This is a genomic window from Herbaspirillum sp. CAH-3 (assembly GCF_009668275.1).
GTDB lineage: Bacteria > Pseudomonadota > Gammaproteobacteria > Burkholderiales > Burkholderiaceae_D > Herbaspirillum > Herbaspirillum aquaticum.
Genome location: NZ_VSWE01000014.1, coordinates 164,154 through 189,551, shown reverse-complemented (window position 1 = coordinate 189,551; position 25,398 = coordinate 164,154). Strand labels below are relative to the sequence as shown.

Genomic DNA, 25,398 nt, shown 5'->3' with positions numbered 1-25,398 from the left:
GAGCAGCCAGCGCTTGCTGCTATATTCGCCCAAAGTCTTAAAAAAATTCCAAACAAACCATCTCTTCCCCTGTAGCGTCACACGCACAATTTCTGGAGCCATCAGAAAAGGTGTAGCTCAGATTGCCGAGTCATTAGCCGCACGCACGATCAACTTCCAATCCATTATCTGAATAAAGGAAGACGTTGCGGATGTGGCAGTGCGTCTGCCTTCCCGGCAGGTGGGGAAGAAGGGCTCTGACGATCGAGGGAAATTTTGTGAATCGAATCTACCGGCTGGTCTGGAGCAATCGCCAGCAGAAGTTTGTGGTCACCCATGAAAAAGTCCGGGCGCGGGGGCGGTCGGGCGGCAGCATCGTGGGCGCAGGCCTGCTGACGGGCCTGCTTGGATCGGCCATGGCGGCGCCTGCTGCCGGTACGCTGCCTGACGGTGGCCAGGTGACTGCCGGCAGCGCGACTATCAGCGTCAACGCCAACACGATGACAGTGCAGCAGAGCACCCAGCGCGCCGCAATCAACTGGCAAGGCTTCTCCATCGGGGCTGGCGGTACCGTCAATTTCCAGCAGCCCAATGCTGCCGCCGTCACCCTGAACCGCGTGGTAGGCAACGAGCAGTCGGTGATTGCCGGGGCGATGAACGCCAATGGCCAACTCTACCTGCTCAATGCCAATGGTGTGCTGTTCGCCCAGGGAGCACAAGTCAATGTCGGCGGCCTGGTGGCTTCCACGCTTAACCTGTCGGACGCCGACTTCATGGCAGGGCGAACGACTTTCAGCGGCAGCGGCAGCGGCCGTGTCATCAACTTCGGCTCGCTTACAGCGAGGGACGGCGGCTACGTCGCTTTGCTGGGCAATCAAGTGAAGAATGAAGGCAGCATTACTGCCCGCGTCGGGAGCGCGATCCTGGCCGCTGGCGAACGGGTGAGCCTGAATTTCAACGGTGACTCATTGGTCGGGGTTTCGGTCGACAAGGGAAGCCTGGAGAGCCTGGTGGAAAACAAACAGGCGATCCGGGCCGACGGCGGACTGGTGATACTGACCGCCAAGGGACTCGATACGGTGCTATCCGGGCTGGTGAACAACAGCGGGGAGATCCGGGCTCAAACGGTCGTCAACAAGGAAGGACGCATTCTCCTGCTGGGCGACATGACCTCAGGCAGCGTACAGGTCAGCGGCAAGCTGGATGCCAGTGCGCCCGACGGTGGCAATGGCGGCTTCATCGAAACCAGCGCCGCCCGCATCCAGATCGCTGACGACGTGAAGATCACTACCCTGGCCCCCGGGGGCAAGACCGGCGAGTGGCTGATCGATCCCTACAACGTGACGATTTCAAACGCAATCAGCTCAGGCATGGGCGGCTTCAATGGCAATGCCAACGACAGTGTGCTCAACGTCACGACACTTGCCAATGCCTTGGCCAGCACAGGTATCACGGTCACTACCGGTGTCGGCGGCAGCCAGGCAGGCAATATCACCGTGGACGCCCCCATCAGCTGGAGCGCCAATACGGTGCTGGCGTTGAATGCTGCCGGCAGCATCCTGATCAACAAGGACATCACTGCCACCGGCAACAATGCCGGGCTTTCGCTCTCCTACAGCGGCGGCTACAGCCTGAACAAGGGCGCCCGCGTCACCCTGTCCGGCAGAAACGCCAGCCTCAGCATGGCGGGCACCGGCTATACGCTGATCCATGATATCGGTGCGTTGCAAGGCATCACCAGCACCGGCTTCTATGCGCTGGCCAATGACATCGATGCCAGCAGCACAGCCAGTTGGAACGCCGGGGCCGGTTTCAATCCGCTGGACGGAGTCAGCATGAACTTCGCCGGGCTCGGCCACAGCATCGACAAGCTGACCATCAATCGCGGTCAGGAGAGTGACGTCGCGCTATTCCGTACCGTATCCGGGAATGTACGTGACCTGACTCTCTCCAACGCCAGCATCAACGGCCAGTTGAACGTCGCCGGCGTTGCTGCCAACCTCGGCGGCACCCTCAGCAATGTTCATCTGACCGGCATCATCTCGGGCTCCGGAGCCTTCGTCGGCGGCCTGGCCGGCACAGTGTACAACGGCCTGATCCGCTACTCTTCCTCTGCAGCAGACGTGACCGGTCTGACTGTGGTAGGTGGGTTGGCGGGCAGCGTATCCAGCATCGCCATTGCCGACTCCTATTCCACCGGCTCCGTGACCGCGACCGTCAGCAACACCAGCGCGTTCGCTGGGGGACTGCTGGGCGAAGTGATCTCCAGCGCCACACTTACCAACACCTACGCCAGCGGCAAGGTGACGGGCTATTCCGCCACGGGCGGCCTGGTCGGAGGCGGCTACCTGCCAACCATCACGGTCAACAACAGCTACTGGGACGTCAACAGTACCGGCCAGTCCAGCTCCCGGGGCGGTGGCACAGGGCTGTCTGCCCCGCGCAACCAAGCGAGCTATGTTGGTCTGGACTTCACCAACACCTGGGTCATGTTTGAGGGCAATACCCGGCCGATGTTGCGCAACGAGTATTCCACGACCATATTCACACCACACGCCTTGCAGCTGATGGGTCTTGATCTCTCGGCCAGCTACCGCTTGGGCTCAGACCTGAGTTTGACCGCTGCGCTGGCGGGCAATGCTGGCTCCTACGGCGAGGTCTGGGGCGCATCGGGCTTCGTTCCGATCGGCAACAGCCCCCAGCAGTTCACCGGCAGTTTCGATGGACAGGGGCACAGCATCATGGGCCTGGCCATCAACCGCGCGGCCACCAATTACGTCGGCCTGTTCGGCTATACCTCCGGGGCGAGCCTGAGCAACGTGACACTGACGGGAGGCAGTATTACAGGTGCCGACGGCGTGGGCGCCCTGGTCGGCTACATGCTGGGCGGCACGCTGGCCAATGCTGCGGCCAGCACCAATGTGAACGGTACCTCCTCGGGCGAGGCCAATACGGGCGGGCTGGTAGGCACAAATGATGGCGGCGCGATTGCCGATGCTTCCGCCAGTGGCAATGTCAACGGTGCCGGCTACCAGGTTGGTGGCCTGGTCGGTTTCAACGTCAACGGCGGCAGCATCACCCGATCCTATGCCAGCGGCGACGTCACCGGCACCAATTCGTCCGTGGGCGGCTATATTGGTGGTCTGGTGGGGGGCAACGGCTATAGCGGTGACGGCGGCGCCATCAGCCAGTCCTACGCAACCGGCACAGTGAGGGGTGCAGGCGGGCCCATCGGCGGATTCGTCGGCCACAACGAGGGCAGCATCACTGACTCCTATGCCAGCGGCGCGGTCATCGGACAAGGCGCTGCCAGCAACATCGGTGGCTTCGCCGGCGTCAACTTCATCAACGGCACCATCAGCAACAGCTATGCCACCGGCTACGTCGAAGGCAACCAGTCAGGCGGCTTCGTCGGCTACAACAATGGTGCGAACGGTGCCATCAGCAACGCCTACTGGAACATCCAGACCAGCGGCCAATTGCAAGGGACGGCCGGCGGCCTGGCCAGCGGCATGACCGGGCGCAGCACAGCACAACTCCAGGGCTCACTGCCCACTGGTTTCGCTTCCTCGATATGGGGGATCAGCAGCAACCTCTACCCGTACCTGACATGGCGCTATTCCACCACGCCCCATGCGGTGAGCGGCCAGGTCTTCAGCGATGCGGGCAGTACCGCACTGGCCGGTGCCACCGTGGCTGCGGTGTCCGGCGGGCAGCTGATCGGCAGCGCCTCCAGCGGAGCCAACGGCTATTACTATGTGCTCGGAGCAGCCAGTCAGTTTGACAGCAACGGCGCCATCACCTACCTGGCTGGCAGTACCACCAAAGGGGCCGCCTTCAGCGACGTGAGCGGCATCAATGGCATCCAGGGCCTGGATCTGCATGGGTCCTCGGTGCGGCTGGTCACGAGGCAGACCGGCCTGTCGGCCACCCGCAATCGCTACCTGGGCGCACGCGGCAGCTACAGCGCTGCCGACCTCACTTTCTTCGCCCCCAGCGACTTCTCCGCCTTGACCAGCAATGGTTACGGCCTCTCACTGACGGCCAGCGCCACCAGCTTCAGCCTGGACACCGACCTGGGCGCCGGCGGCCTGCTCAGCCTGGACAGTGGCGGCACTTTCATTGTCAGCGGTACCCGCCATCTTTCGGCAGGCGGCAACCTCAATCTGGCCGACCGCTTGGCCTGGACTGACAACGCTGCGCTGAGCTTGAGCACCACCAGCGCCGGCAACATCGTCCTGGGCGATGGCATCCATGCGGCCAATGGCAGCCTGACGATCTCGGCTGGCGGCTCGGTGTCCAGTACCGGCGACGTCAATCTCGGTGTGCTGAATTTCAATGGCGGCAGCTGTATCCAGGTGGCCGCAAGCCTGCCGGGCTTGAGCGTCACCGACTTCCGTCTCGGCTCCAGCGCGACGTTTGTGCGCGCCATCGGCGGCGATGGCAGTGCTGCCACGCCTTATCGCATCGCCGATGTCTATGGTTTGCAGGGGCTGGCTTCCGCCGGACTGGGGGGCACGCACTTCGTACTGGCCGGCGACATCGCAGCCTCCGGCAGCGCGTCATGGAACAGCGGCAGCGGTTTCGTTCCTGCCGGCAGCCTGGCCAATCCCTTCACTGGGCGGCTGGACGGGCAAGGCCACCGTATCAGCGGCCTGGTCATCAATCGTCCCGGCAGCACTTACAGCGGCCTGTTCGGCTACAACGCCGGCTATGTCGGCAACCTGTACCTGGCAGGTGGAAGCGTGGATGGAGGAACCTACAGCGCTGCACTGGTGGGCCACAACGCCTCCACCGGAGTGGTCGAGCGGGTCAGCAGTGATGTGAGCGTGACGGGTACGGGCAATGTCGGTGCGCTCGCAGGCAGCAACGCGGGCAGCATCAGCCAGTCCCTGGCCTCGGGCAATGTCAGCGGCGGTCTCAATGGCGGCGGTCTGGCCGGCAGCAATGCCAGTACCGGCACCATCAGCGACAGCTATGCCACCGGCAGCGTACAGGGCAGTGCCACCGCAGGCGGCCTGGTGGGCTTCAATGACGGCGGCCTGCTGCGTGTCTACGCAACCGGCAACGCCGCATCGGCTGGCGGTGCGGCAGGCGGCCTGGTAGGCAGCAATGTCGGAGCCATCAGCGGCAGCTTCTGGAACACCACCAGCAGCAGCCTGATCCAGGGTGTCGGCGCGGGTAACGCCAGCGGTGTTGCCGGGTTGACCGGTACGCAGCTCACCAGCCTGGCCAGCTTCACGGCCGCCGGCTGGAGCATCGACAATGCCGGCGGGACCGGCGCGACGTGGCGGATATATGAAGGGCACAGTGCGCCGCTGCTGCGTACCTTCCTGACATCCTTGACCCTGAGCGCCGGCAGTGCCAGCAAAACCTACGACGGCAATGCCAACAGCGCTGCCGGTACCCTGGTGTTCCCGGTCGGCTACGATTCGTCGCTGGTGTCCGGCAACGCCTTCTACACCGCCAGCAGCGCGAACGCCGGGACCTACACGGGTGCCAACCTGCGCCTTGATGGCCTCTATTCCAGCCAGTTTGGCTACGACATTGAAATGAGCGGGGGCAGCCTCACGATCAACAAGGCGACCCTGACCATCACGCCGAACGACCAGATCAGGCGTTATGGCGATGCCAATCCTGTCTTTGCCCAGACCGTCACCGGCTTCACGAATGGTGAAGACCTGAGCGTACTGGGCGGAACCCTCGGGGTGGGCAGCAGCACGGCAACGGCAGCCAGTGCCGCAGGCAGTTATGTGATCAGCGGCAATGCGACAGGGCTCTCGTCCATCAACTATGACTTCAATATTGGCAGCGGCACATTGACCATTGTCGACGGCCCCGCCTCCCCCGCGGCTGCCGTTACCGCCTCCGGAACGACCAACGGAACCGCGAGCAATGTCCCTGACTCCGCCCCCGACCTCACCGGCGCCAATCGGGCGATTTCTGCCACGCACACGACTGCGACGATCACCGTCACCGACGACAACGCGCGGAGAAAGCCCCCCCAAGCGCTCTTCGCCACGAGCGAGGCCAGCACGCTGTTTACCGTCGTGGAGGGAGGAGTCCGTCTTCCATCCGAAGTCGCGCGATAAGGATCGGTGCGCAGGCCCTCACAGAACACCATGAACAAACATTCTTCACCATTTCAACAGGTCGGACTGACCATGGCATTGGCGATGGCCGGCCTCAACACCTGGGCCCAGGGGGCCCCCAACAGCGGCAGCATTCTGCAGCAGGCACAGCCGCCGGCGGTCCCTGCCGAGCCGGTACCGAGTCTCCCTTCGTTGGGTGACAGGCAGGCAATGGAGCCGGCAATGGCACCGCTCCCCCCGGGGCAGGCAATTCCGGTGCGTGCCATCCAGATCCAGGGTAACCATGTCATCGATACCGAACAGCTTGCGCCCCTGGTGGCTGAGGGCGTCGGCAAATCGCTGCAGCTGCCGGAACTGGACTCCCTTGCACAGCGCATCACACGCTACTACCGCAGCCGGGGATACTTCGTCGCGCGCGCTTACATTCCGGCCCAGGATATCACCGCAGGCGTACTGCGGATCCAGGTGGTCGAGGGCCGTTATGGCTCGTTCCAGCTGAAAAATTCCTCGCGGGTGGGGGATCCGACGGTACAAGCCATCCTTGACCAGACCAAGGCGAGTGCAGCGGTGTCGGCGGAGAGCCTGGAGCGCAGCCTGCTCATCATCAATGACACCCCCGGTGTACGCGTCGAGCGAGCCGAAGTCCTGCCCGGCGAACAGGTCGGCAGTTCGGGCTTTGTGGTGGCCACCGGACCGACTGCGCCTTTTTCCGGCTATCTGATGGGGGACAATTTCGGTTCTCGCTATACCGGCAGTCGCCGTCTTTCGTTCAATCTGGAGAGCAATTCCCCCACCGGCCGGGGCGACCGCCTGTCGGTCAGCGGGCTCGTGAGCGACACCGGGGAACTGGTCAGCGGGCGCCTGGCCTATTCGATGCTGCTGGCAGCCGACGGCCTGCGTGGCGAAGTGGCGGCCAGCCAGCTCGAATATGAGCTAGGCGATGCGTATGCCAGCCTGAATGCCCGCGGTACGGCCCGCACCCTGGAGGCGACGCTGAGCTATCCGCTGCGTCGCGTCCGTGCGCAAACCATCGAGGCAAGTCTCAATGCCAGGTACCGTGACCTGGAGGACAAGATGGCCAGCGCCGGAATCCGTACGCCCAAGACACTGTCCTCGGCCACGGCGCAACTGGCATTGCGCGACGAAACCCCTGTGTTCGGGATGGCGGGCGCGACGCAGGGACAGGTCGCCGTCAGCTTGGGGGAACTGAAGATCGGAGACGCCACCGCCCGCGCACTGGACGCGGCGGGACCACGCACGCAGGGTGGCTATCAGAAGCTGGCAGTCGATCTGAACCGGGTGATGCTGCTGCCCTGGGCAGTGAGCGTCACGGGCGCGCTGCGCCACCAGCGCTCCCTGAACGGCAAGAATCTCGACAGCAGCGAATACCTGCCGGTGTCAGGCTTTGGCGCAGTAATGGCCTACCCGTCCGGTGAACTGCTTGGTGCAAATGCCACCCTTGTGCGGCTCGAACTATCCCGTCCCCTGCCGGCCTGGGGAAGCTTGCGCAGCCGCTGGCAGGTCTTCGCCGACTGGGGCCAGGCGAGTGCGGCCCGCCCGGTTTCCGCAAGCGACCGGCGGCGCAAGATCAGCGACGCTGGCCTCGGCTGGAGCGGCAGTTACGACAATTTCCTGGTCAAGGCCTATCTGGCCAACAGGTTGAATAGCCAGCGCCCCTCCAGCGAACCCTACCCGAGGACCAAGCTCCTGGTGCAGGCGGGATGGGTGTTCTGATTGCTGTCGATTCCAGGTCTGTTCCCACCTGATCTACGAGATGCAGATCCAGTGGGAACAGACCGTGAAGGATCAGGTTTCGGCGCGACTTCTCGTATGAAAGCAGCTACCTTCAGCAGGCAATGAAAGGAGCGCAAATGGAGCGGCGCGAATTTGCAAGCGAATCAACAGTCAACTTGCGCACCCGGGCACAACGAGCAAAAAAAAGCCCCTGAGCATTTGATTGCTTAGGGGCTTTTCGTCAAACTTTGTTGAAGTTTGCTTTACTACTGGCGGAGAGGGGGGGATTCGAACCCCCGATAGGCTATGAACCTTTTATGGCATCGCCTGATTTTGCTTATAAGTCAATGCCTTGCGCAATGATCGTTGTGCTACAGAATTTTTCGATACCGATCGTAAGTCGTTGTTTTGTAAACGTGTCTATGGTGGCAATAGCACAATTTATGGCGGCTTTCCGTGGCGTCGGATCCACTCCGCCATCAGTGCCCGGTCCTCCGGATGCTCATCGTCCAGGTCTTCGAAGATCGTTCCCTTGGTGAAGTCCAGCGGCTTTTCCTTCTCGCGCGGGCGCGGCCACGCCTCCCGGGTCTCAACCAGCATCGAGGCCTTCAGCATCTCCAGCATCACCGGCCGTTCTTCCACCACGCGCGGCCACATAGCCATGACCTTGATGTAGTCGTCGGTGAACTGCTCCATCCTGAATTTCAGGCGCGCAATCTCCCACAGCGCGCGGGCGAGCTCGGGCGTCGGGTTCTGGCGGTAGAGCTGGCGCAGTTCCTGGCTGGACAGCGGCGGCTTGAGATTCTTGCTTTTCTGCATGGAAATACTGGATAAAAACACAGTATAGCAAGCCGGAAGCGAAAAAAGGCCCCGAGCCTCCACGTAGGAAGCTCGGGGTATGGGTCACGGCGGCGCCATGCCGTTCTCTCGGATGAAGGCCTGCGCCGCGCGGGCGGTGGCGGCGGACTCCTCGGCCTGCCCGATCAGCGCGCGAACAGCGCTGTCCAGCTCTGGAGGAAGTAACCGGCCGGTGGTACCGGCTCCATCGCTGCCGGCGGCGCCACTGGCTTGGGCGGGTCCGGGAGTGCCACCGTCGCACCAGGCTGCACCGAGGCGCAGCCGCTCAGAATTGCGCAGATCAGCGCGCACTTTTGCCATTTCATCATCGTGACCTCTCTGGATCTGGGCCGACTTGAGCGCCTGCTCGGCACCGATGGCCCGGTTTTGTTCGCGCCGCAGCTCCAGCGCTGCTTCTGCTGCGGCCGCCTGCTGTTTCACCTGCGCGTCCCACTTCGCCTGCACGCGTCCGGCGCCGTGGATCTCGCAGCCCAGGCACAGCGCCACCAGGGCCAGGATCCAGTAGCACCATGACGGGACGATGCGAAGCATTCCGAGGACGGCCATCATGGCAACACCTGCTTGGCGTTCTTGTACAGGGCCAGCCGCTTGGCATAGTCCATTGAGTCACCGACGGCGGCCGTCTTCCGCCCGATGTTGATGATGTCGCACACCCCGTCGAAGTCGCCGGCGTCGGCATACTCGCTCAGGTCGTTGGCATGCCAGTAGTACGCGGCAGCGCGCGCGGCTCCCTCTGGCTGCTCCAGCAGTTCTGGGTGAACAGCGCAGTCAATCCCAAGGGCCATCATCAGGGCCATGTAATTCGTCTTGCCGGTGGTTTGCAGCAGGCCTCGGCCGCGATACATGAAACCTTCCCCGCTCGCCTCGTCGCCGTTGCCCATCCGATTGCAATAGACCGCGTTGCCCATGCGCTCGGGATTTCCGGCCAACTCGGCCGCGCGCGGCACCAGCGAGCGCCAGCGCGAGCCTGCCGGCGAAGCGTTACCGATCTGGCGGATCCGGTCGGCGCTGTAATTCAGGTTTTCCGCCAGGTTCGAGAGTTGCCCGGACTCGGCGCCCACGTTGGCCAGGAACATGCCCTGGCGCTGTGCGGTATCGATGCCAAACTCCCGCATCGCTGAATTCAGCGGCCCCAGAAAAGACGATGCCCGCATCGAGGCGGGCATGATCTGGCGCAGCTGGTCTATCGTGAGGTCCATGGGATACGTCCTTTCAATCGGTCGCGCGCCGCCAGGTACAGCCAGGGAACAGCGTAGATGCCTGAAAAGCCGACGTTCAGCACCACGTAGGCCATTTCAGGCCTCAGCATGTAGCCGAACAATGGGCCGAGCAGGATGCCGCTCTCCCCGGCCACGACTAGCGAAAAAAACAGCCGGTCAAAATGATGCTCAGGAGCCGGCGTCATCTCGTTGAGGGCGCACAGCGCGCGCAGCAGGATCAGGCCAGCGGCCACGAGATTGATAATCAGCAGGTAATTGATCGTCATTGGGGAGCTCCTGGTTGCGGATTACCCCCTCCGAATCGGCTTTTCAGCTGCTGCAGCGCCAGCGGCACCAAGGTCTGCGAGCACACCCCGATGGCAAAGGCGCTGAAGAAGCGCATCTGTTCTGGGATCTTGGCCGTCCATTCGAAATACGACGACTGCGCCGCCCAGGCCATGGCCACGGGGCCGCCGTAAGCCGCCACCAAGGCGCTGGTGATCAGCGTGATGGCCATGCGCAGCAGCGGCGTCTGCCGTGTGAATGAGAGCGCCACGCAGCCCCCGAAGATGCCGGCCAGCAGCAGGTCATACTGCAGCCCGAGAAACGATCCGGTCAGCGTGACCGTGCCCACAGCGACGGCGTACCCCGTCGCCGCGCTGGTTGTTGGTTCTGGCATTGAGCCCCCAAATAAAAAAGCCCGCACTGGGCGGGCTGTGGATCAGGCCTCTACAGGCTTCTCGATGACTTGGGGATTCGGCCCATCATATGGAATGAATTCGCCATTGATGTATTGCCACTTCCCCGCCTCCATGCGGCATTCATCGTCCACCAGAATGGACTGATAGCCAGCAACCGGGAAAATATCGGGGCTCAACATCATGAGCACATTGTCAGGGCGAATAATTGCGTAGAGGGCCATATTAGAACTCGTATCCCGTCGTGACGACGTTCAGGTTAGAAATAGAGGAACCGGTGGAGTAGTAGATTCGACGGTCTTCCGAAAGAACGCAACGGAACGGAACGACCATCGGCGAACCGGTGGCCGGCACGGCCACGCTCTGCGCGCCTGCGCCGCCCGCGTTCGGCGCCAGTGACGCATTTGCTTGCGCAAGCGAGCCAACTGTGGTGGCCAATGATCCCGAAACAGCTTTGGACCCTCGCGGCAATGCCGTGTTCAAGGAAATGGCAGTGTATGGGGCACTCGGCCCACCGCCGGTCAGAACGGTGACGGATGGGATCACGATCGAGCGGCCAGTTTGCGCAACATACGCCAGGAATTGGCCAGAACCATTGGTAGGCAAGATGCTGATCAGGCCAGTTGCGTTGTACCCCGCCGGTGCATTCGCCCCTGAGTAGATCGTGGTCGGCGCACTTGCTCCAACGGTCTGAGCGAATACGGTGCGCGCTCCAGTGGTGGTATTCAAACCGGCATAGACGGCCACGAAGCCGCTGGCAGGGGCGCTGCCGGTATCCATCCCGCCAGCACCGGTGGTAGCGAGATTCAGGGTCTGGTTAAACGAAGGGAGCGCCCAGCGAGTCCCATTCAAAGCCGTACCGACGATGACCTGCTCATCAGTAAATGCAAGGCTGGCTGTTGCTGACGCACCGACGACCGCACTCATCTGCGGCGAAGGTCCCAATTGGCCAACGACCTGCGAAAGCTGCGCCGCATGGGCGCCGGCAGTCGCTGCGGCCACCTGGACCGGGACCGCAAAAGATGGAGAAAGGCCGAGCAACGTGTTATTGATCGTCGGCGCCACGCTGTACGCGGTAATGCTGCCCGACGTGATCGTGGTCTGGCCGTTGGCCACGGTGACTACAGCGATGCCGACGTATCCGGAATCGGGCGACGGCGTTACTTGGCTGCCGGTGGTGGCCGAGATACCAGCTTTCGCGCTCAGCACCACAGAGCCTTGGCGGAAAGTATTGCTGGTCGCGCCGGAATTGTTCGGGCCGCTGTAGGGAACGGTCGGGTTCGAGTCGTTGTAGAACTGCAGCACCACCGGCGACGTGCCGGTGGTCGGATCCACGCTGATGTCGGTTTCTTGGAACGTGGCCTGGATCAGGTAGTTGATCGACTGCCCTGCCACGCTGGGTGCGGCCAGGGTCAGCAGCGAGGCATCCAAGCTGATGCCCTGCTTGACGATCTGGTGAGTGGTATCCGCCGCCAGGGTGCCATAGATGGTGCCTTCCAGCGCGGCCAGCATGTAGATCTCGCCCGGGGCCACGCTGACCTGCATCGATGCGGGCGATGTCGGGCTCACGGCCAGGCCGTTGAACTGCGTGCTGGTGCCAAGCACCGCCGCGCTCAGCTTGGCCAGCGCCACCATGTTGTCTTGGGCCTGGCGGGTGAACAGCCATTCATAGATGGATTGTCCGATTTGGGTAATGACGCGGCGCATTGGCTCTCCAAAATAAAAAGGCCGCGCAATGGCGGCCCGAAGGGATGTTTGGTGCTGCTGGGATGGTTACTCGATGGCGGTCCACATGATCGTGCCCACCGGCTTGACGGCGCTGATTGCCTCGTAAATATCCTCGTCGGTGGCCGAAGTGGTCACCAGGCTGAGAGAGTTCATGTAGGAGCTGGCCAGCGGCTTGTTCAGCGCCGCCACCTTCGGCGCAGCGCAAAATGCACCCCCGGCCGCAGTTCCAACCGCAGCGGGCCGGTAGGCTGTGATCATCGCGGTGTACGGTACGGCCATGGAGCCCATGCGTGCCACGCCGCAATATCCTTTAGACAGCGGCGTATTCATGGCCCCGGTGTCCAGCGGTCGGTTCGGTTCGAAGATGTCCGGAGTTTTGCCGGTGATCTCCTCCAGCACCTGAATCATGGCCGTGCGTGTTCCGCGCCCACGGAACAGGTTGATGATGATTCGGTTTCGGAACGAACTGTCGCCCTGCCCTTTCTTGCGCAGCAGCGTGTCGCCGAAGAAATCCGCGGCGATCATGTCCAGCCAGCCATCGGTGGCCGACTTGATGCGCGTCTGCAGCTTGGCATAGGCCCACAGCGTATACACAAAGTTCAGCGCATAGGCCGCGCCCCACAGCAGGCCGTCGAGGATCGGTGTGTCACCGGTGAACCAGCCATTCGGCAGCAGGTCCTTCAGCCGTTTGAAAACGTCATCTTGATCGCCAGTTGCCATCATGCCACCGCAATAATCCCGGCTTTCGCCGTCTGCTTGGCCGTGATGGCCAGGTCCGAAGTGCCGCCGTTCAGCAGCAGTGCGCTCACATTGGTGACGCCCGGCGAGGCGCCATATGCCACCGTGGCAAGCTTGGTGTAGCTCAGCGAGTTACCCAAGCCCAGAGTGTTGATGTAGGTCTGCAGAGCTGCGGTGACCAGCGCCACCACATCGGCATGGATGTAGCCCGTGGCCGTGGTGATCGTCATGGAGACGTTCGCAGTGACAGGAGTTGGGCCGAAGATGCCATACGTGACCGACAGCGGGCGCGTGGCTTCCACCGCATTGCCGGCGCTGGCCAGGAACGTGCTGCTGGGATTGCCGCTGCCATCGTCCACCACCGCGTAGAAATATCCGGGCTGCGGGATGCCGTTGTAGGCCTGGTTCTCCACGATGACAGCGCTGACGTTCTGCTGCAGCGACAGGATCGCATACAGAACTGCGGCCTTTGTGGCCTTGGACAGGCTGTTGATGTACTGGATGAAGCGCGCGCGGAAGTCCGCATCCAGCTCGGCATCCTGGCCATTCGTCAGCCCAGCGGCGTTCGTCACCGTGTCAATCCCGGTGATAGCTTGGGCGATGGTGTTGATCGTGCCGGCCGTCACGTTACCGGCCACGCCGGCCGTCACGGCCTGAATCGGCACGGTCACCGAGCTGATGCCGTTGGCCAGCACATAGCCGCCCTGGCTGGCGTCATAGGCCGCATTGGTCGTGTCAGCCGTCACGGTGTATTGCTGCGTGCCGTCGCCAGTCTGGATCAGCGCCCCCACCGGCACCAAGGCAGTGCCAGAAGCAGTGAAACGCGAGAACGTGGCTGAGCCGGTCGCGGCCACCGCCGCCAGCCGCGTGAAGTTGTAATCGGCCATCCAGGTGTCCAGGTCGCTGCCGCTGGCAGTCGATGCCCGGGTGGTGACCAGCAGCGCCAGCACCAGCCCCTGCAGCCACAGCGCCACCGATGCGACGGATTCGACCGCCGCGCGCAACGTGGAGCCGATGGTCAGGTCCACCAGCGCGGTGGCCTTGCCTTGAATCGACGCCACCTGCTCCTGCACCAGCGTCACGAAGTCTTTGCTTGATAGGCTCATTTGTTTACGTCGAAGGCGAGATATACGGGTTTCTTGGTCTGGGCGTCGTTGTATCGGATCGAAACGCTGACGCCCCCGGTGATCGGCACGACATCGATCTGCGGCGCCGGCGAGCGGGCCACGGCCGACTCGCGCAGGATCTGGCCACGAATCAGCGCCCGGATCTTCGAGACGTCGACCACTTCGCCGACCTGGCGCGGTAGCCCGGCACCGTAGTCCAGATGGAACAGGTAGTCGCCGGGAAGGTCTGGCGCGCCGTTCTGCCCGGCGGCGGAGGGGTTCGTCAGCAGGCGCCGCAAGACGCGCTGCTGCCCCAGCTCCGTGCCGTCCACGCCCAGCAGGTCGCCGGAGGCGGATGCAGATAGGTCTCCGCTCCAGTAGTGGTAGAGGTCGGACATCAGGAAGCCTTTACTGTGCTGGTCATGTGGGAAGAATCAGCCTGCTGCTGGGGCGGATCAGTCTGCACGCCGCTGCCGTTGCTCTTATGCGTGTGGCCGTTGAAAAGTGAAGCAAAGGCAGAAGTAAGAATCTCTTTCAGGTCTGCCCCATCTGCACCCAGGTTGATCTGCGGGGCCGTCACATTGGCCGCGCCACTGGCCACGATGTTCACCACCGGGGTGGTGACGTCGATCTCCGCAGCGCCGTTGACCGAAATCTTTCCGTCGCTGGTGAACTTCAGGAAGCTGCCGGTCTTGTGCACCATCCAGAACTCGCCGGACGGCACGGCCATGGGCCGGTCCTGGTCGTCGAAGAAGCGGCTACAGACGAAACCGCTGTTCGCATTGCCCTCTTCGAAATGGACGTCGACTTGATCACCGATGGACGGCGCAAAGATCACACCCCAACCGTTGCCCACGGCGGCGGCCGCCAGCGAAAGCCAGCCGGTTTCAACGTTCTCCGGCTGAATCCGCACTTTCACGCTATAGGTGTTCGCGTTGTAGCTGCTGACGATGCCCTTCCGCGGCTTGGCCTCTGTGCTGCGCTCCATCGCCGCCTGCAGGCGCATTGCGTTGGCCAGCGCACTCATGGCGCCACCGTGGAATCCGGCGCATGGTTCTTGGCATGCAGGTTCATCATGTATCCCTCTTCAAACGACATCCGGCGCGTGATGCTGTCCGGGTAGTAAGTCTGGTCCCAGGCCGTGTCCGTCCCGATCACTTGCACCATGGTGTCAATCCCCAGGATGTTGTCGCCCGGCAGGCTGGCCGTCAGCTTCATCTCGTGCGCGATCAACTCCGCATAGATGGACTGCGCACGCTGAAGCGCCTGCTCCTGCGTCAGACCCGGGATCGTGTAGGTGTAAATCTGCGTCCCGCCGAACGGCTTGGCCTTGCCGGCTTGCGTCGAGTTGCCTTTGCTCGGATAGGTTGCGGTAAAGCTCTTCTTCCCTTTCGACAAGAACGAGCGCACTACCACCTGGATACCGCGCGAGACGGTCAGGCCCCGGGTGAAGCGCAGATCCATGAAATTGCCGACTGGGTAGCCCCGGCCGCCTTCTGGTGGCTGCCACTGCAGCACATAGGGCGTTGCCTTCGGGTCCGGCTTCGGGCCGAAATAGAGCGTTTTGCCGCGCACGTAGACCGCGAATTCCTCCAGGTGCGCCAGATAGTTCAAGATGTCCCACTCGCTGCGCTGGTCGGTCATCGTCACGTTGTCGATGTCGTAATACGTGCCCACCTTTGTGGTGGTAGGCGTAACCACCGGCGTCAGGCCGCGACGCACGGCCAGATCGGTGGCGATCTGCGAAGCAGTCAAGTTCGGCCATTTCTCGGTGGTCTTGGCATCGATGAATTCCGATGTCAGGTCCCGCCCGATCAGGTCGATGCGCCCGCGCACGAGATCAAACTCGACCTCATCCACCCGGCCATAGAGCATGCTCGTCAGGTCCGTGGTGCGGTAGTTATCCGCGTTCGGCGGGAAGCCTGCGAAGATTTCCACGAATGCCGTGGTGAGTTCGGAAAACCAGCGCGCATTCCGCTCGGGCGGCAGCATTTGCTTCAGGAAGGTGATGCGGAAGGTATCGGCAGCATAAAAGCTGTTGCTCTCAACCTCCCAGGACAACCAGCCATCAATCAGCGTGTCGTTCAACTTGACCGCGCCGCGCGGCTGTCGTGCTGACGGCTGCACCGGAAGCACGTTGAGACTAGGCATTCAGCACTCCATTCGGCGTCTGGTTCAGCGGCGGCACCACGATGGTGTTCACGCCGGCAAGCTGCGGATCGGTCAGGCCATTGGCAGCGAGCAGCGTTGTGAACCCCATGGCATCGCCATACTCGTCTGCGGAGACGCGCAAAAGGTTGCCGCCGGCCTGCGTCACCGTCTTGGTTCCTGCATTGATGTTGCCCAGGTTCTTACCCATCCGGCCGAGCGTCACGTCCATCTGCTGCAGCACCGGAATCTGGGTTGCGGCCGTAGCCTGGCTCAAGATTCGCCCCACGTTCGTGGAAATCGGGTTGTTTGGCAGGATGCCGCCCAGCGTGGTCACGCTGCGCACCGTGTTGTTGACGGAGGCGAACAGCACCTGCACGCGAGCGCGTACTGCATTGAGCGGCTTCACGATGCTATTGATCGTGCTGGTGGCCGCCTTGGCGATATCGCTTACCGTGCTGATGGCAGTGTTCAGGCTGGAAACCAGCGAGGAAAGCGTTGGGTCGCCGATTTGGTCGGCCAATGCCGTCACGCTGGCCGCATCATCCCGCGTAAGGTCATCAACCGAAGCAGGCGCCTTCTCCGTCACCGCGCCGCTCAGGTCCGCCACGATCTCGACCGTGATCTGATAAGGGATCTGATAGAACCGCTCGAAATCGGCCTTGAACTCTCGAACGAGAACCCGATACAGGAACTCCGACCAGATCAGGTCAACCGCACGGCCCTCGTTCATGATGTTCTGCACGTAGCGGGCTCGGTAGGCCGCCGTCGTCCCACGAAACAGGCCGCCCCAGGTGATCGGCGCAGGGTCAGGACCCAGCGCCTGCACATCGCGCACCCCGCCAACCAACTTATTCACGATCAAGTGCTGCTCGCCGCCGAAGTTGATCTTCTCCGGAATCTCGGTACCGGAAAACTCAAAGTCTTTCAGCTGGAGGACGGTATCGGGTTTCATTCTGCTTCCGGAAAAAGAAAGGCCGCCCGAAGGCGGCCCGATTTGGCTGCTGACTGCGATCTTGTTATCTGGCGTATGGCATGCCCGCAGGCGCAAGTGCCTGGTTTGGATCAAACGCACTGCCGCCGGTCGGCCGCACGACCTCACGCACCAAGTAGCTGGCCAGGGAGTTCGCCATCGGTCGGCCGTCCAGGTTGATCTGGGTATTCACCAGCATCACCCGGGCTTCTCGCGGGGAAATGAATTTGTCGCGCTCTCGCTCGACAGTGCCAGGGGCGCCTTCTTTTGGAGAATCGCCACCACCAAACAAGCCGGTGAACCATTTCCACTTCGAAGCGAACCATTCGACCAATGCGCTGACGCCGTTCTTGATGCCGTCCCAAATTCCCTGCAGCCATGGCCCCACGGTGTCCCAGTTCTTCCACAGCAGGTAAGCCGCCGCAGCGATGCCGGTGATGGCCAAGCCGATGGGGTTCATAAGGAAAGCCCGGCCCAGGAACATGATCCCAGTCCCGATAGCTCGCATCGCGGTGCCGATCATGGGGCCCATCCCAATAAACTTAATGAATGCGCCATACATCAGAATCCGGCCGAGCAAAGAAAAGCCGAGCGCCAAGCCGCCAAGTCCGAAAACAACAACCTTCACCGTCGACTGGTTGTCTTTCATCCATTGGCTCATTTCGCTGAGAAGATTTGCGAACTTCACCATATACGGGATCAGCGTAGGAAGAATTTGATAGCCGATGATGCCCATGGCTTCTTCATATTTCTTCCGCAATGCGGCCTGCGCGGCATCAGGGTTCGTTTTCAGCAATTCCTGATAAGCCGCATAGCTGCTTGGCGTAGCCTGGATGAGTTCCTTGTCACGCTCAAACTGCAGCGTCTTCATCAAAAATGTGCTCAGGCCGAAGTTCTTGTTCACCTGCTGGGTGAGAGCGCTGATTGCCTGTTCCTCAGTCAGCCCGCGCGACTTCATCAGGTTCTCGACACCGGCCTTCCCGTACTTCTGCGCCCAGGTGTAGAGGTCAAAATCCTTATCGCCCGAACCATACACAGCGCCCGGCAAAAGCTTGCTGCCGATCCCATGCTTGTTGTTCACCACCTTGGATGGATCCAGCAGCCCGGCATCAAGCCACGTCTGGATATCATGCTTGGGGATCTGGCCACCTACGATCATCGCACGCAAGCGCTCTGTAATCGTGCCGGCAGATTGTGCCCCGCCGCCCTTCCCTTTCAGTTCGGCCATCAGGGTCGGCAGGATCATGTACTTGTATTCATCCGACATCGTGAGGGATGAACTCTTGGCGTACTTTGCCGCCATCAGGAAGTCATGGTCATCAATCGTGCCGCCGCTGGCGATCAGCGCGCGCGCCTGCAGGTTCAGACCCTTTTCCAACTTCTCATACGTCATCGCACCGGGAGTCATGAGTTCCGTTGCCTTGACCATGTTGAAGCCGAGGTGCGGATTTGACTTCCCGGTTTGCGCCTCGATCACCGCTGCGGTTCGCTGCAACAAGGGAAGCGCACGATAGGCCTCTTCCATGTGATGCAGACCGAAAACGGAACGAAGCTCGCGGAGTGCCGCCAAGTTTTCCGAGGCCTTGCTTGTTGGCACCTCACTGGCTGTTTTCCAGGCTGCAGCGGTCGCTTCTGCGATGTCTTTCTGCGACATACCGGCAACTTTCATCAAGGAAAGCTGCCGGGTGTATTCCTTGGAATAGTTGACTGACTTTTCCAGGAAGCCGAGCATACCATCGCCCATTTTCGCGGAGGCCAGGCCAATTCCTGCTATCTTTACAGCTTTGAGCTTGTCTTCCAGCTTGAGCGCCAAGCCATGGGTCTTCATCAGGTCGGCACCGAGCATGGCCAGGCCTTGGCTGGCAAAGTTCAGGACCTGAATCCGAATCCCAATTTTGTAGGCTTCAAACATGAAAAATTTCCTCTATAGGCTGCAGGAAATGGCAGCCGATAAAATTCCGTGGGTGCAATATCCAAACGTCAGTCGAGTGCGCCATAGGCAGAGCGGATATGGAGTATCTTCCACTCCAAAGCTGGATCTCGCGCTGAAATCCATCCTTGCCATCATGGCGTTCTGGGCGCTTTTCGCTCCAGTTCTTGCCGTGCTGGCTTTTTTCTTATTGCCAATTATTTTCGGAGTGAAAGAATGACGCCAGAAGAACTTGAGAAAAAGGTGCCCGGATCAAAGCTGTTTTTATGGGGCGCTTCATTCATGCTGCTTGGCTCGATACTTTGGTCAATCCTTATGTTCGCAATCCTGGGCTTCGTGCTTTACTTCATCTTCAAATAAAAACCCCGCCGAAGCGGGGTTCCCGTGCCATGCCCCACCTCAGCAGAGCCCGCCTTGGCATACCTTGCCTTGACTCGCCACGCCGTGGGAAATGATGCTATTCGCATCGGTCAGCCCGAAAGCTGACCGCTGAAAACAGCCCTTGCCAAACCAAGCCAAGCCATAGCTCACCTCGTCGAGCCATAGCAGAGCTTGCCGTACCTTTTAGTCCAAAGCCTTATGCATGCCGCGCAGCATCGAGAGCTTTGCGACGGCATCCATGTTTTCCTTCCGCTGATCGTCGGTCAGTTCGCTCATACGCACGTGGCGCAGCGTCTTGGCGGCGCGCTTGTAGGCTTTCCGCGCCTCCGACTCAAACTTGTCCTGCGCGAGGCTGGTTTGCTCCCCAGGCGGAACCACGCGGTAGCCTGTTCCGTGAACGTTGGCAAGACAGATTTGGTGCTCTTCCAGCAATTCTGCCCGGAAAGCCTCCATGTTCTGCAGCCATTTGAACTGACGCTCTTGGAACTCAGCCACCGTCAGAGGCTGGTCAGAATCCAGAGCCGGCATGTCGAAATGGCGCTCAAACCAGCTGCGCGAGATGACGTCACCTGGCTTGAAGCCGGCCGCAAGGTAATCCTTCACGGCCTGGCGCCACTCAGGAAGCAGTTTCGGCTCATCCATACTGCACCATGAACCGGCCGAAACGCGGGCGATACTCGCAGACGCCAATCAATGCGCCTGCATCGGAAATTGCTTTCTTGACCTCTTGCTCATCCAGCACATCAGGATTGAACGACAGCTCTACTTCAGTCGCCCACTCCGCGAACACCGGGCGGTAGCGCATCACTTTCGCAGTACCCACCTTCACGCCGCGGCAGTCCACGAACTGCGTGTCTTCCCACAGCTTGGCCGGATCTTTCGGGCCGTCGTAGATCAGCTTTGCGCGGTCAGTCATCACCACCGCGCCGCGCTTCCAGGCTGTGCCCAGCTTCTGCAGCTTCGCGCCGGCCAAGAAAGTGGCGTCGAAATTCTGGCCAGGGATGAAAATACCGTCGCGCGAGGAATGGTACAGCCCGGCCATGAATTCGGAGCGCGCGATGGCCAGATGATCATCCTCCGTCTTCTTGCGCTTTGCGGTCAGTTCCTTATGCGCCTTGGTTTCTGGCGCCAGCGGGTTGGCCAGGCGATCCGAGTGCATCATCAGCGGGGACATGCCCGAGATTTTCAGCTTCAGGATTTCCATGTTACGCGCCCTCCGTGCTACGGCTGACGAAAACCACGCCGGCAAACTTGGCCAGCAGCACGGTCACGCACTCTTCCAGACGGTCCAGCATGGAATCCGGGGCTTGAAGCTCCAGCTCCAACTCTTTCTTGCCATCGCGCGACACCACGATGAACGGCTTGGCATCCTTGACCTTGGGCTGGAAGATGGCTTCAGCCGCCAGAGTGATGGCCCCGCCGAGCGCGCGGCGGATCTTCTCGATAAGCGCTTCCATGTTGAATTCGGACGGCGAAAACACGCTGGTGGGCGTGAAACGCACGCATCCGTTGCGAAATTCGCGGAAACCCAGGCTGATCGTGAGCCCTTCCTTGACGGAAGGCGCATTAATAGCTATCGTTGTCATTGATTGACTTTCATCAAGAGTGTTGATCCAAGCCCCGAACCCAATCCGCCAAGATATGTTCGGGGCTTTTCTTTTACTGCGCTGCTTCCTTCCGCCCTTCAGACTGGGCTTTCTTTTCCTTCAAGATCGCAACGATCTGGTTGTTCATCGAGCGATCGCTTTCTTTTGCGGCAGCTTTCACCCAATCGTGCACATCAGGCGGAAGGCGCAGCGCAGTTTTGTTCATTGCCGTCATTTTGCTCTCCGTTAGGCTTCACAGTGAAGCCGTATATGCATAGTAATTAGGCTTCATGATGAAGTCAACTTTATTTTGAAGCCGCGTGTAAAATTCGGCAATGGCAAATCAAGATGACTTCATTCGGACTGCATTAAGGGTCCCCCCGGATCTGCACAAGCAGATTCACGATGCTGCGCGCGCCTCCAATAGAACTTTCAATGCTGAAATCGTTGCGCGGCTTCAGGCTAGCTTTTCGGACCAGTCGTCACCGCCTAAATACCAAGCAAGCGAAATCAGCATAAAGATCAACCAGAAGCTATTGGCCGAGATGTTTTCGAAGCTGGACAACCTGGATGCTGAGGTCAAGGCTCTTCCTGTCAAGCTACGCCAAATACCGGAAGGCACTAAGGTGATCAAGGACAAAATTGCCATAATCAAACACCTTGGCGAAGATCCGACCAATGCTATGAAAAAGCGCACTATCCGAAAAAAGAAAGAAGACGATCAGGAATCGTAACGCTTCTACCGCGTGCGCCGGCGTCCAGTTGTTCCGGCTGCCGTAGGGCTCTTCTGGACTTCGAACATCTTCTGCACTTCGCGCAGTTGAATCCCTTCTGCGGTGGCCGGCCGGTTGGATTGCGGGGTCTTGGAATTCACCGCAGTAGCCGCTGGGTTGTATCTCATCTTCATTTCATATCTCCAAGTTGCTCTGCGTTCAGAAATCGTAATTGCCGCCGATGGGTTCTGATCCTGTCATGCCGCGCACGACTGCCCGTCCAAGCTCCTTCTTGATCAATTCTCGGTTGCGGATGACGGCCATACCGAGAACTGAGCGGGGCGGCTGCTTGTTGGTCCCCAACTCGAAATAAACCAAGTGCTGATCATCCGAGCCTACGACTGCCTCGCGCGCGCTAACGTTTTTCTGGATCGAGTCGCGCATTTCTCCGCTGCGAAGGCCGGGGTCGTCAGGAGTGTACCCAAGGCGCTTGCGCTCTTCTTTCGTGGACTCGGCCAGTGGCGCCCAAGCATCAAATGGCCCTGTCATGCGCTGGTAGTGCCCGATTTCCTCTTTGGCCGTCTTCTGGATCGCTGAAGCGACGATGCCCAGGCCATGTCGAAGTTGCTGCTCGACGGCTTTTTCCATGACGCCAAGATGCAGGGCCATTTCAGCGAGGGTGCCGAACTCCTTCATCGCTTCTCCTTGAACGTCATCGTGTTGGTATCGAATTCAGAACCGTGGAACTCGCTCATGATGATCGCCCAGCCACTGCGCGTTGCATCGTCCAGGCCGAATGCCAGGTCTTCGCTGACTCCATTGAAGATCAGCCAAAGCGCCTCTCGGATCGGCCCGGACCGAACTATTTTTTTACGGATTCAGCCTCTGCCTCTGCATCAGCCTTGCCGAAATGTTCCTTCACGCCGGCCATCACCGCTTCCATACCGACGTCTTCCAGCTGCTGGATGAGCGCTTCAACTTCCGCCTTCGTCCGCAGCGGCGAGATTGGCGCGTTGTCGATTTGTGCGACGAAGAGCACCGGCATCACCATGCCGACGTAGACCTCATTACGCGCGGAATTGCCGAGGGCGTCAATGAGTCGATATTGAGCCAGGATCCCGGGCTTGCGCAACGTGATGACGCGGCCAGATGCATCCGTGACGATGTGTTCAGCGCTGGCTGCGGCAATCAGCTCTTGGGTCGCACCAGCGCTCTGCGCTGACGTTTTTACGTTGGATACTTTGGCCATTAGGACACCTTGATGCGGCGCGAGGCCACGAACGAAAGTTTTTGCATGACAGTGCTGTCGCCGGACTTGTCGCCAGCGTCATCGAACTTGAGCAAGACGCCCAAGTAGCGATATTGCGAGATTGATCCGTTCACTTCTTGAATGGTCTCAGTGATGGTCGCGCCCTGCTCTGCGATGCCATCGTAGTAGTCCTGCTCCAGTTGCGCGAAGTAATCGTCCAGCGTGCTGTCCTGGCGCTCGATGTCGAAGGTTCCGGACCAGCCGTCAGGGAAGCGCACATGGCGAGTGACGCCATCAATACCCTTGATTTTTTTGTCCGTGATGTCCTGCTTCGAAGTGAACTTCGTGATGAGACCGAAGCTCAGCGGGCCGTTCGACGTGATGATGTCGAGGGATACGTCGCGCCCTACGCTGAAACCGTTTTGCGGCATGTTTTTCTCCAGAAAATGCAAAACCCCGCCGAAGCGGGGTCTTTATGGGGTTGGTGCGGCGATTAGGAAGCCGCTGCGAGGCTGGCGCGGGTGACGACCGACGCTCCGCCTTGCATGTTGACGATCAGCTTTTCAGCGATGCCCAGGTAGCGCGCGTTCAGGTCGTCCTGCAGGTAGCCCTGCGCGATGCGGTTCGGCGGGTTGTTGGTCAGGTCGCACTTGTTGTCGAAGCTGTCCAGCATCCTCTGGTCGATCATGTTCTGCATGAAGCTGCTGATCGTGCCGTCCACCTCGCGGCGCACCGGGTCATTCTTGTCGGTGGACTGCACGCGGCCGACGAACTTGCCCATGGCGCTGTTGAGCGTGTAGGCGATGTAATTCGTCATGCGGGTATAGTTGTCGCCGTTGATCACCGGATTGCTGCTGGTGTTGTGGCCGATGCGCACGCCGAACATGCTGCCGGCGGGAATCGGGTTGGTGATCAGGTCGATGCCGGCTTGGGCCAGGGTCTGCAGTTCAGCGTTGCTGTATTGCAGGTTCTGCATGCTCTTCTGGGTGCCGACGATGCCATACAGCTGCTTGTTCAGGCTGGACTGCTCAGGCGACAGGTTCGCCAGGCAGCCTGCCACGAAGCCCTGCGGCGAGACCAGGCGGGTCACGTTGTTCACGGTGTCCTGCCAGTAGACCCAGTCACCGAAGAGCAGCTTCATGGCGTAGCTGTCGATGCCGGCCGTGGCCTTGGCGGCGACCGCGTTGGAGATGGTGTCTCCGGCCGGGCCCACGCCGATCATGTAGATGCCCTCGAACAGGCCGAATGCAACTTGAGTGGTCCAGCTGGTCGAGTCGTCGCAGTCGGCCAGCAGTGCGATACTGGTGTAGGTGCCGCTCAGGGCGTACATGCCCTTACGGGGGGTGGTGCCCTGGCCCAGCAGCACCGAGCTGGTGATGGTGGCGGCGCCATCGGTACCGCCGGTCAGGCTCAGGGTGGCGGCAGTCGGGGCGGTGGTGCCGCTACCGGCAGTCGCCACGATGACCTGCGACGGACCGCGCTGGCTGGACTGGCCCAGGTTGATGGCCGCGGCAATGTTGGCCCACAGCGCAGCACCGGTTCCGGTGATGTTGTCGAAGGTCTCGGGCTGGCGGTTCGGCATCGAGACGACGGCGCGCCAGGAGTTTGCGGCCGAGCCGGCCGACAGCGTCACTTGGATGCCGTTACCCAGCGTGCCGGTGTATTTCGAGGTGAAGGTGATGCAGTTGGTCTGCGCCACGACGGAGGCGGCCACGTCGGTGCCATCGGTCACGCGCACGCACTTGAAGTTGTTGGCGCCCTGCAGCACGGCCAGGGCAACCTGCGTGCCCATGTCGTACTTGCGGTTCTGGATCGCGCCGAAGGTCTGCGAATAGCCTTGCATGTCGCCGATGGTGGTCGGCGCATTCACCGGTCCCCACTGGGCGGTACCGACGATGCCCAGGATGTTGGTGGGCAGGCCATTGATCAGGGTGTTCTGCGGCGGCAGGATCTGGACATAGATGTCCGGGACGATCAGGGCCGTGGTGTTGATCGAGCCCGCTTGGGAAACCGGCATTGGAGCCTCCGAAAAGAAAAAAGGCCGCGAATGGCGGCCTCAGAAACGAAAAAGGCCGCGCTGGGCGGCCCTTATGGGGATTGCTGGTGCTTACTTGCTGTCGGCGGAGTTCTTGACGCTGGCGGCCGGCGCCGGGTCATCCGGCACGCGCACCACGAAGGCGGCCTGTTCGCTGGCCAGGATCGCGTCGATGGCAGCCTGGTCGGTAATTTCTGCGCCTTGGGCATAGCCGCCAAAAGCCTGAGTTGCAACGAGTTTCATGGAATGGT

The 25,398-nt window shown here is 60.9% G+C and carries 27 protein-coding genes; 4 read left to right on the top strand and 23 right to left on the bottom strand.

Annotated elements, in window-relative coordinates:
* Positions 1–257: 257 nt before the first annotated feature.
* Positions 258–6,071 (top strand): filamentous hemagglutinin N-terminal domain-containing protein, encoded by a 5,814-nt coding sequence (locus FYB76_RS19205; RefSeq protein WP_195724674.1) that lies wholly within the window; start codon positions 258–260, stop codon positions 6,069–6,071.
* Between the two features lie 30 nt (positions 6,072–6,101).
* Complete coding sequence (locus FYB76_RS19200; RefSeq protein WP_154134718.1) at positions 6,102–7,805, top strand: ShlB/FhaC/HecB family hemolysin secretion/activation protein; 1,704 nt, start codon at positions 6,102–6,104, stop codon at positions 7,803–7,805.
* A 441-nt stretch (positions 7,806–8,246) separates the two neighbouring features.
* Here the strand turns inward: FYB76_RS19200 and FYB76_RS19195 are convergent, their stop codons facing one another.
* The 14 genes from FYB76_RS19195 to FYB76_RS19130 form a co-directional block, all read right to left on the bottom strand.
* Positions 8,247–8,624, bottom strand: a complete 378-nt coding sequence (locus FYB76_RS19195) for a hypothetical protein (protein ID WP_154134717.1) — start codon at positions 8,622–8,624, stop codon at positions 8,247–8,249.
* Between the two features lie 84 nt (positions 8,625–8,708).
* A complete protein-coding gene (locus tag FYB76_RS19190) occupies positions 8,709–9,212 on the bottom strand; it encodes a hypothetical protein (protein ID WP_154134716.1) in 504 nt (167 codons plus the stop codon).
* Positions 9,209–9,862 (bottom strand): glycoside hydrolase family 19 protein, encoded by a 654-nt coding sequence (locus tag FYB76_RS19185; protein WP_154134715.1) that lies wholly within the window; start codon positions 9,860–9,862, stop codon positions 9,209–9,211. Before FYB76_RS19185 ends, FYB76_RS19190 begins: the two co-directional genes overlap by 4 nt.
* Positions 9,847–10,149, bottom strand: coding sequence for a hypothetical protein (locus FYB76_RS19180; RefSeq protein ID WP_154134714.1), 303 nt, complete (start codon positions 10,147–10,149; stop codon positions 9,847–9,849). Before FYB76_RS19180 ends, FYB76_RS19185 begins: the two co-directional genes overlap by 16 nt.
* Entirely contained in the window at positions 10,146–10,541 is a 396-nt protein-coding gene (locus FYB76_RS19175; protein ID WP_154134713.1) for a restriction endonuclease, read from the bottom strand. Before FYB76_RS19175 ends, FYB76_RS19180 begins: the two co-directional genes overlap by 4 nt.
* 42 nt (positions 10,542–10,583) lie before the next feature.
* Entirely contained in the window at positions 10,584–10,784 is a 201-nt protein-coding gene (locus tag FYB76_RS19170; RefSeq protein ID WP_154134712.1) for a hypothetical protein, read from the bottom strand.
* Between the two features lies 1 nt (position 10,785).
* Positions 10,786–12,267: a hypothetical protein gene (locus FYB76_RS19165; protein WP_154134711.1), complete on the bottom strand. Its 1,482-nt coding sequence runs from the start codon at positions 12,265–12,267 to the stop codon at positions 10,786–10,788.
* Between the two features lie 66 nt (positions 12,268–12,333).
* A complete protein-coding gene (locus FYB76_RS19160) occupies positions 12,334–13,011 on the bottom strand; it encodes a hypothetical protein (protein ID WP_229297025.1) in 678 nt (225 codons plus the stop codon).
* Entirely contained in the window at positions 13,008–14,132 is a 1,125-nt protein-coding gene (locus FYB76_RS19155; RefSeq protein WP_154134710.1) for a baseplate J/gp47 family protein, read from the bottom strand. The genes FYB76_RS19160 and FYB76_RS19155 overlap by 4 nt, the downstream gene beginning before the upstream one ends.
* On the bottom strand, positions 14,129–14,530 hold the full coding sequence (locus tag FYB76_RS19150; protein WP_154134709.1) for a phage tail protein: 402 nt from the start codon (positions 14,528–14,530) through the stop codon (positions 14,129–14,131). The genes FYB76_RS19155 and FYB76_RS19150 overlap by 4 nt, the downstream gene beginning before the upstream one ends.
* A complete protein-coding gene (locus FYB76_RS19145; protein ID WP_154134708.1) occupies positions 14,530–15,159 on the bottom strand; it encodes a phage baseplate assembly protein V in 630 nt (209 codons plus the stop codon). The genes FYB76_RS19150 and FYB76_RS19145 overlap by 1 nt, the downstream gene beginning before the upstream one ends.
* Positions 15,156–16,283 (bottom strand): hypothetical protein, encoded by a 1,128-nt coding sequence (locus FYB76_RS19140; protein ID WP_154134707.1) that lies wholly within the window; start codon positions 16,281–16,283, stop codon positions 15,156–15,158. Before FYB76_RS19140 ends, FYB76_RS19145 begins: the two co-directional genes overlap by 4 nt.
* A complete protein-coding gene (locus FYB76_RS19135) occupies positions 16,276–17,235 on the bottom strand; it encodes a hypothetical protein (RefSeq protein ID WP_154134706.1) in 960 nt (319 codons plus the stop codon). Before FYB76_RS19135 ends, FYB76_RS19140 begins: the two co-directional genes overlap by 8 nt.
* Before the next feature lie 64 nt (positions 17,236–17,299).
* Positions 17,300–19,165 (bottom strand): hypothetical protein, encoded by a 1,866-nt coding sequence (locus FYB76_RS19130; protein WP_154134705.1) that lies wholly within the window; start codon positions 19,163–19,165, stop codon positions 17,300–17,302.
* On the opposite strand from FYB76_RS19130, the gene FYB76_RS19125 reads away from it, so the two are divergent.
* Positions 19,164–19,403 (top strand): hypothetical protein, encoded by a 240-nt coding sequence (locus tag FYB76_RS19125; RefSeq protein WP_154134704.1) that lies wholly within the window; start codon positions 19,164–19,166, stop codon positions 19,401–19,403. The genes FYB76_RS19130 and FYB76_RS19125 overlap by 2 nt on opposite strands.
* A 344-nt stretch (positions 19,404–19,747) precedes the next feature.
* Here the strand turns inward: FYB76_RS19125 and FYB76_RS19120 are convergent, their stop codons facing one another.
* The 4 genes from FYB76_RS19120 to FYB76_RS19105 all read right to left on the bottom strand — a co-directional run bounded on the left by FYB76_RS19120 (position 19,748) and on the right by FYB76_RS19105 (position 21,385).
* Positions 19,748–20,206 carry a hypothetical protein gene (locus FYB76_RS19120; RefSeq protein ID WP_154134703.1) on the bottom strand — a complete coding sequence of 153 codons (459 nt, stop codon included), beginning with the start codon at positions 20,204–20,206 and terminating at the stop codon, positions 19,748–19,750.
* A complete protein-coding gene (locus tag FYB76_RS19115; protein WP_154134702.1) occupies positions 20,199–20,768 on the bottom strand; it encodes a hypothetical protein in 570 nt (189 codons plus the stop codon). The genes FYB76_RS19120 and FYB76_RS19115 overlap by 8 nt, the downstream gene beginning before the upstream one ends.
* A 1-nt stretch (position 20,769) precedes the next feature.
* Positions 20,770–21,150: a hypothetical protein gene (locus FYB76_RS19110; protein WP_154134701.1), complete on the bottom strand. Its 381-nt coding sequence runs from the start codon at positions 21,148–21,150 to the stop codon at positions 20,770–20,772.
* A gap of 73 nt (positions 21,151–21,223) precedes the next feature.
* Positions 21,224–21,385, bottom strand: coding sequence for an Arc family DNA-binding protein (locus tag FYB76_RS19105; protein ID WP_154134700.1), 162 nt, complete (start codon positions 21,383–21,385; stop codon positions 21,224–21,226).
* Between the two features lie 100 nt (positions 21,386–21,485).
* Between FYB76_RS19105 and FYB76_RS19100 the strand changes: the two genes are divergently transcribed.
* The gene (locus tag FYB76_RS19100; RefSeq protein ID WP_154134699.1) at positions 21,486–21,884 is read left to right on the top strand and encodes an Arc family DNA-binding protein; all 399 of its coding nucleotides are present in this window, start codon (positions 21,486–21,488) and stop codon (positions 21,882–21,884) included.
* A gap of 198 nt (positions 21,885–22,082) precedes the next feature.
* Here the strand turns inward: FYB76_RS19100 and FYB76_RS19095 are convergent, their stop codons facing one another.
* The 5 genes from FYB76_RS19095 to FYB76_RS26690 all read right to left on the bottom strand — a co-directional run bounded on the left by FYB76_RS19095 (position 22,083) and on the right by FYB76_RS26690 (position 25,390).
* Positions 22,083–22,559 carry a hypothetical protein gene (locus FYB76_RS19095; protein ID WP_154134698.1) on the bottom strand — a complete coding sequence of 159 codons (477 nt, stop codon included), beginning with the start codon at positions 22,557–22,559 and terminating at the stop codon, positions 22,083–22,085.
* A 166-nt stretch (positions 22,560–22,725) separates the two neighbouring features.
* Positions 22,726–23,112: a hypothetical protein gene (locus FYB76_RS19090; RefSeq protein ID WP_154134697.1), complete on the bottom strand. Its 387-nt coding sequence runs from the start codon at positions 23,110–23,112 to the stop codon at positions 22,726–22,728.
* Entirely contained in the window at positions 23,112–23,543 is a 432-nt protein-coding gene (locus tag FYB76_RS19085; protein ID WP_154134696.1) for a hypothetical protein, read from the bottom strand. Before FYB76_RS19085 ends, FYB76_RS19090 begins: the two co-directional genes overlap by 1 nt.
* A gap of 62 nt (positions 23,544–23,605) precedes the next feature.
* Positions 23,606–25,129 (bottom strand): phage tail sheath C-terminal domain-containing protein, encoded by a 1,524-nt coding sequence (locus FYB76_RS19080; protein WP_154134695.1) that lies wholly within the window; start codon positions 25,127–25,129, stop codon positions 23,606–23,608.
* A gap of 90 nt (positions 25,130–25,219) precedes the next feature.
* Positions 25,220–25,390 (bottom strand): hypothetical protein, encoded by a 171-nt coding sequence (locus FYB76_RS26690; RefSeq protein ID WP_195724673.1) that lies wholly within the window; start codon positions 25,388–25,390, stop codon positions 25,220–25,222.
* Positions 25,391–25,398: the final 8 nt, after the last annotated feature.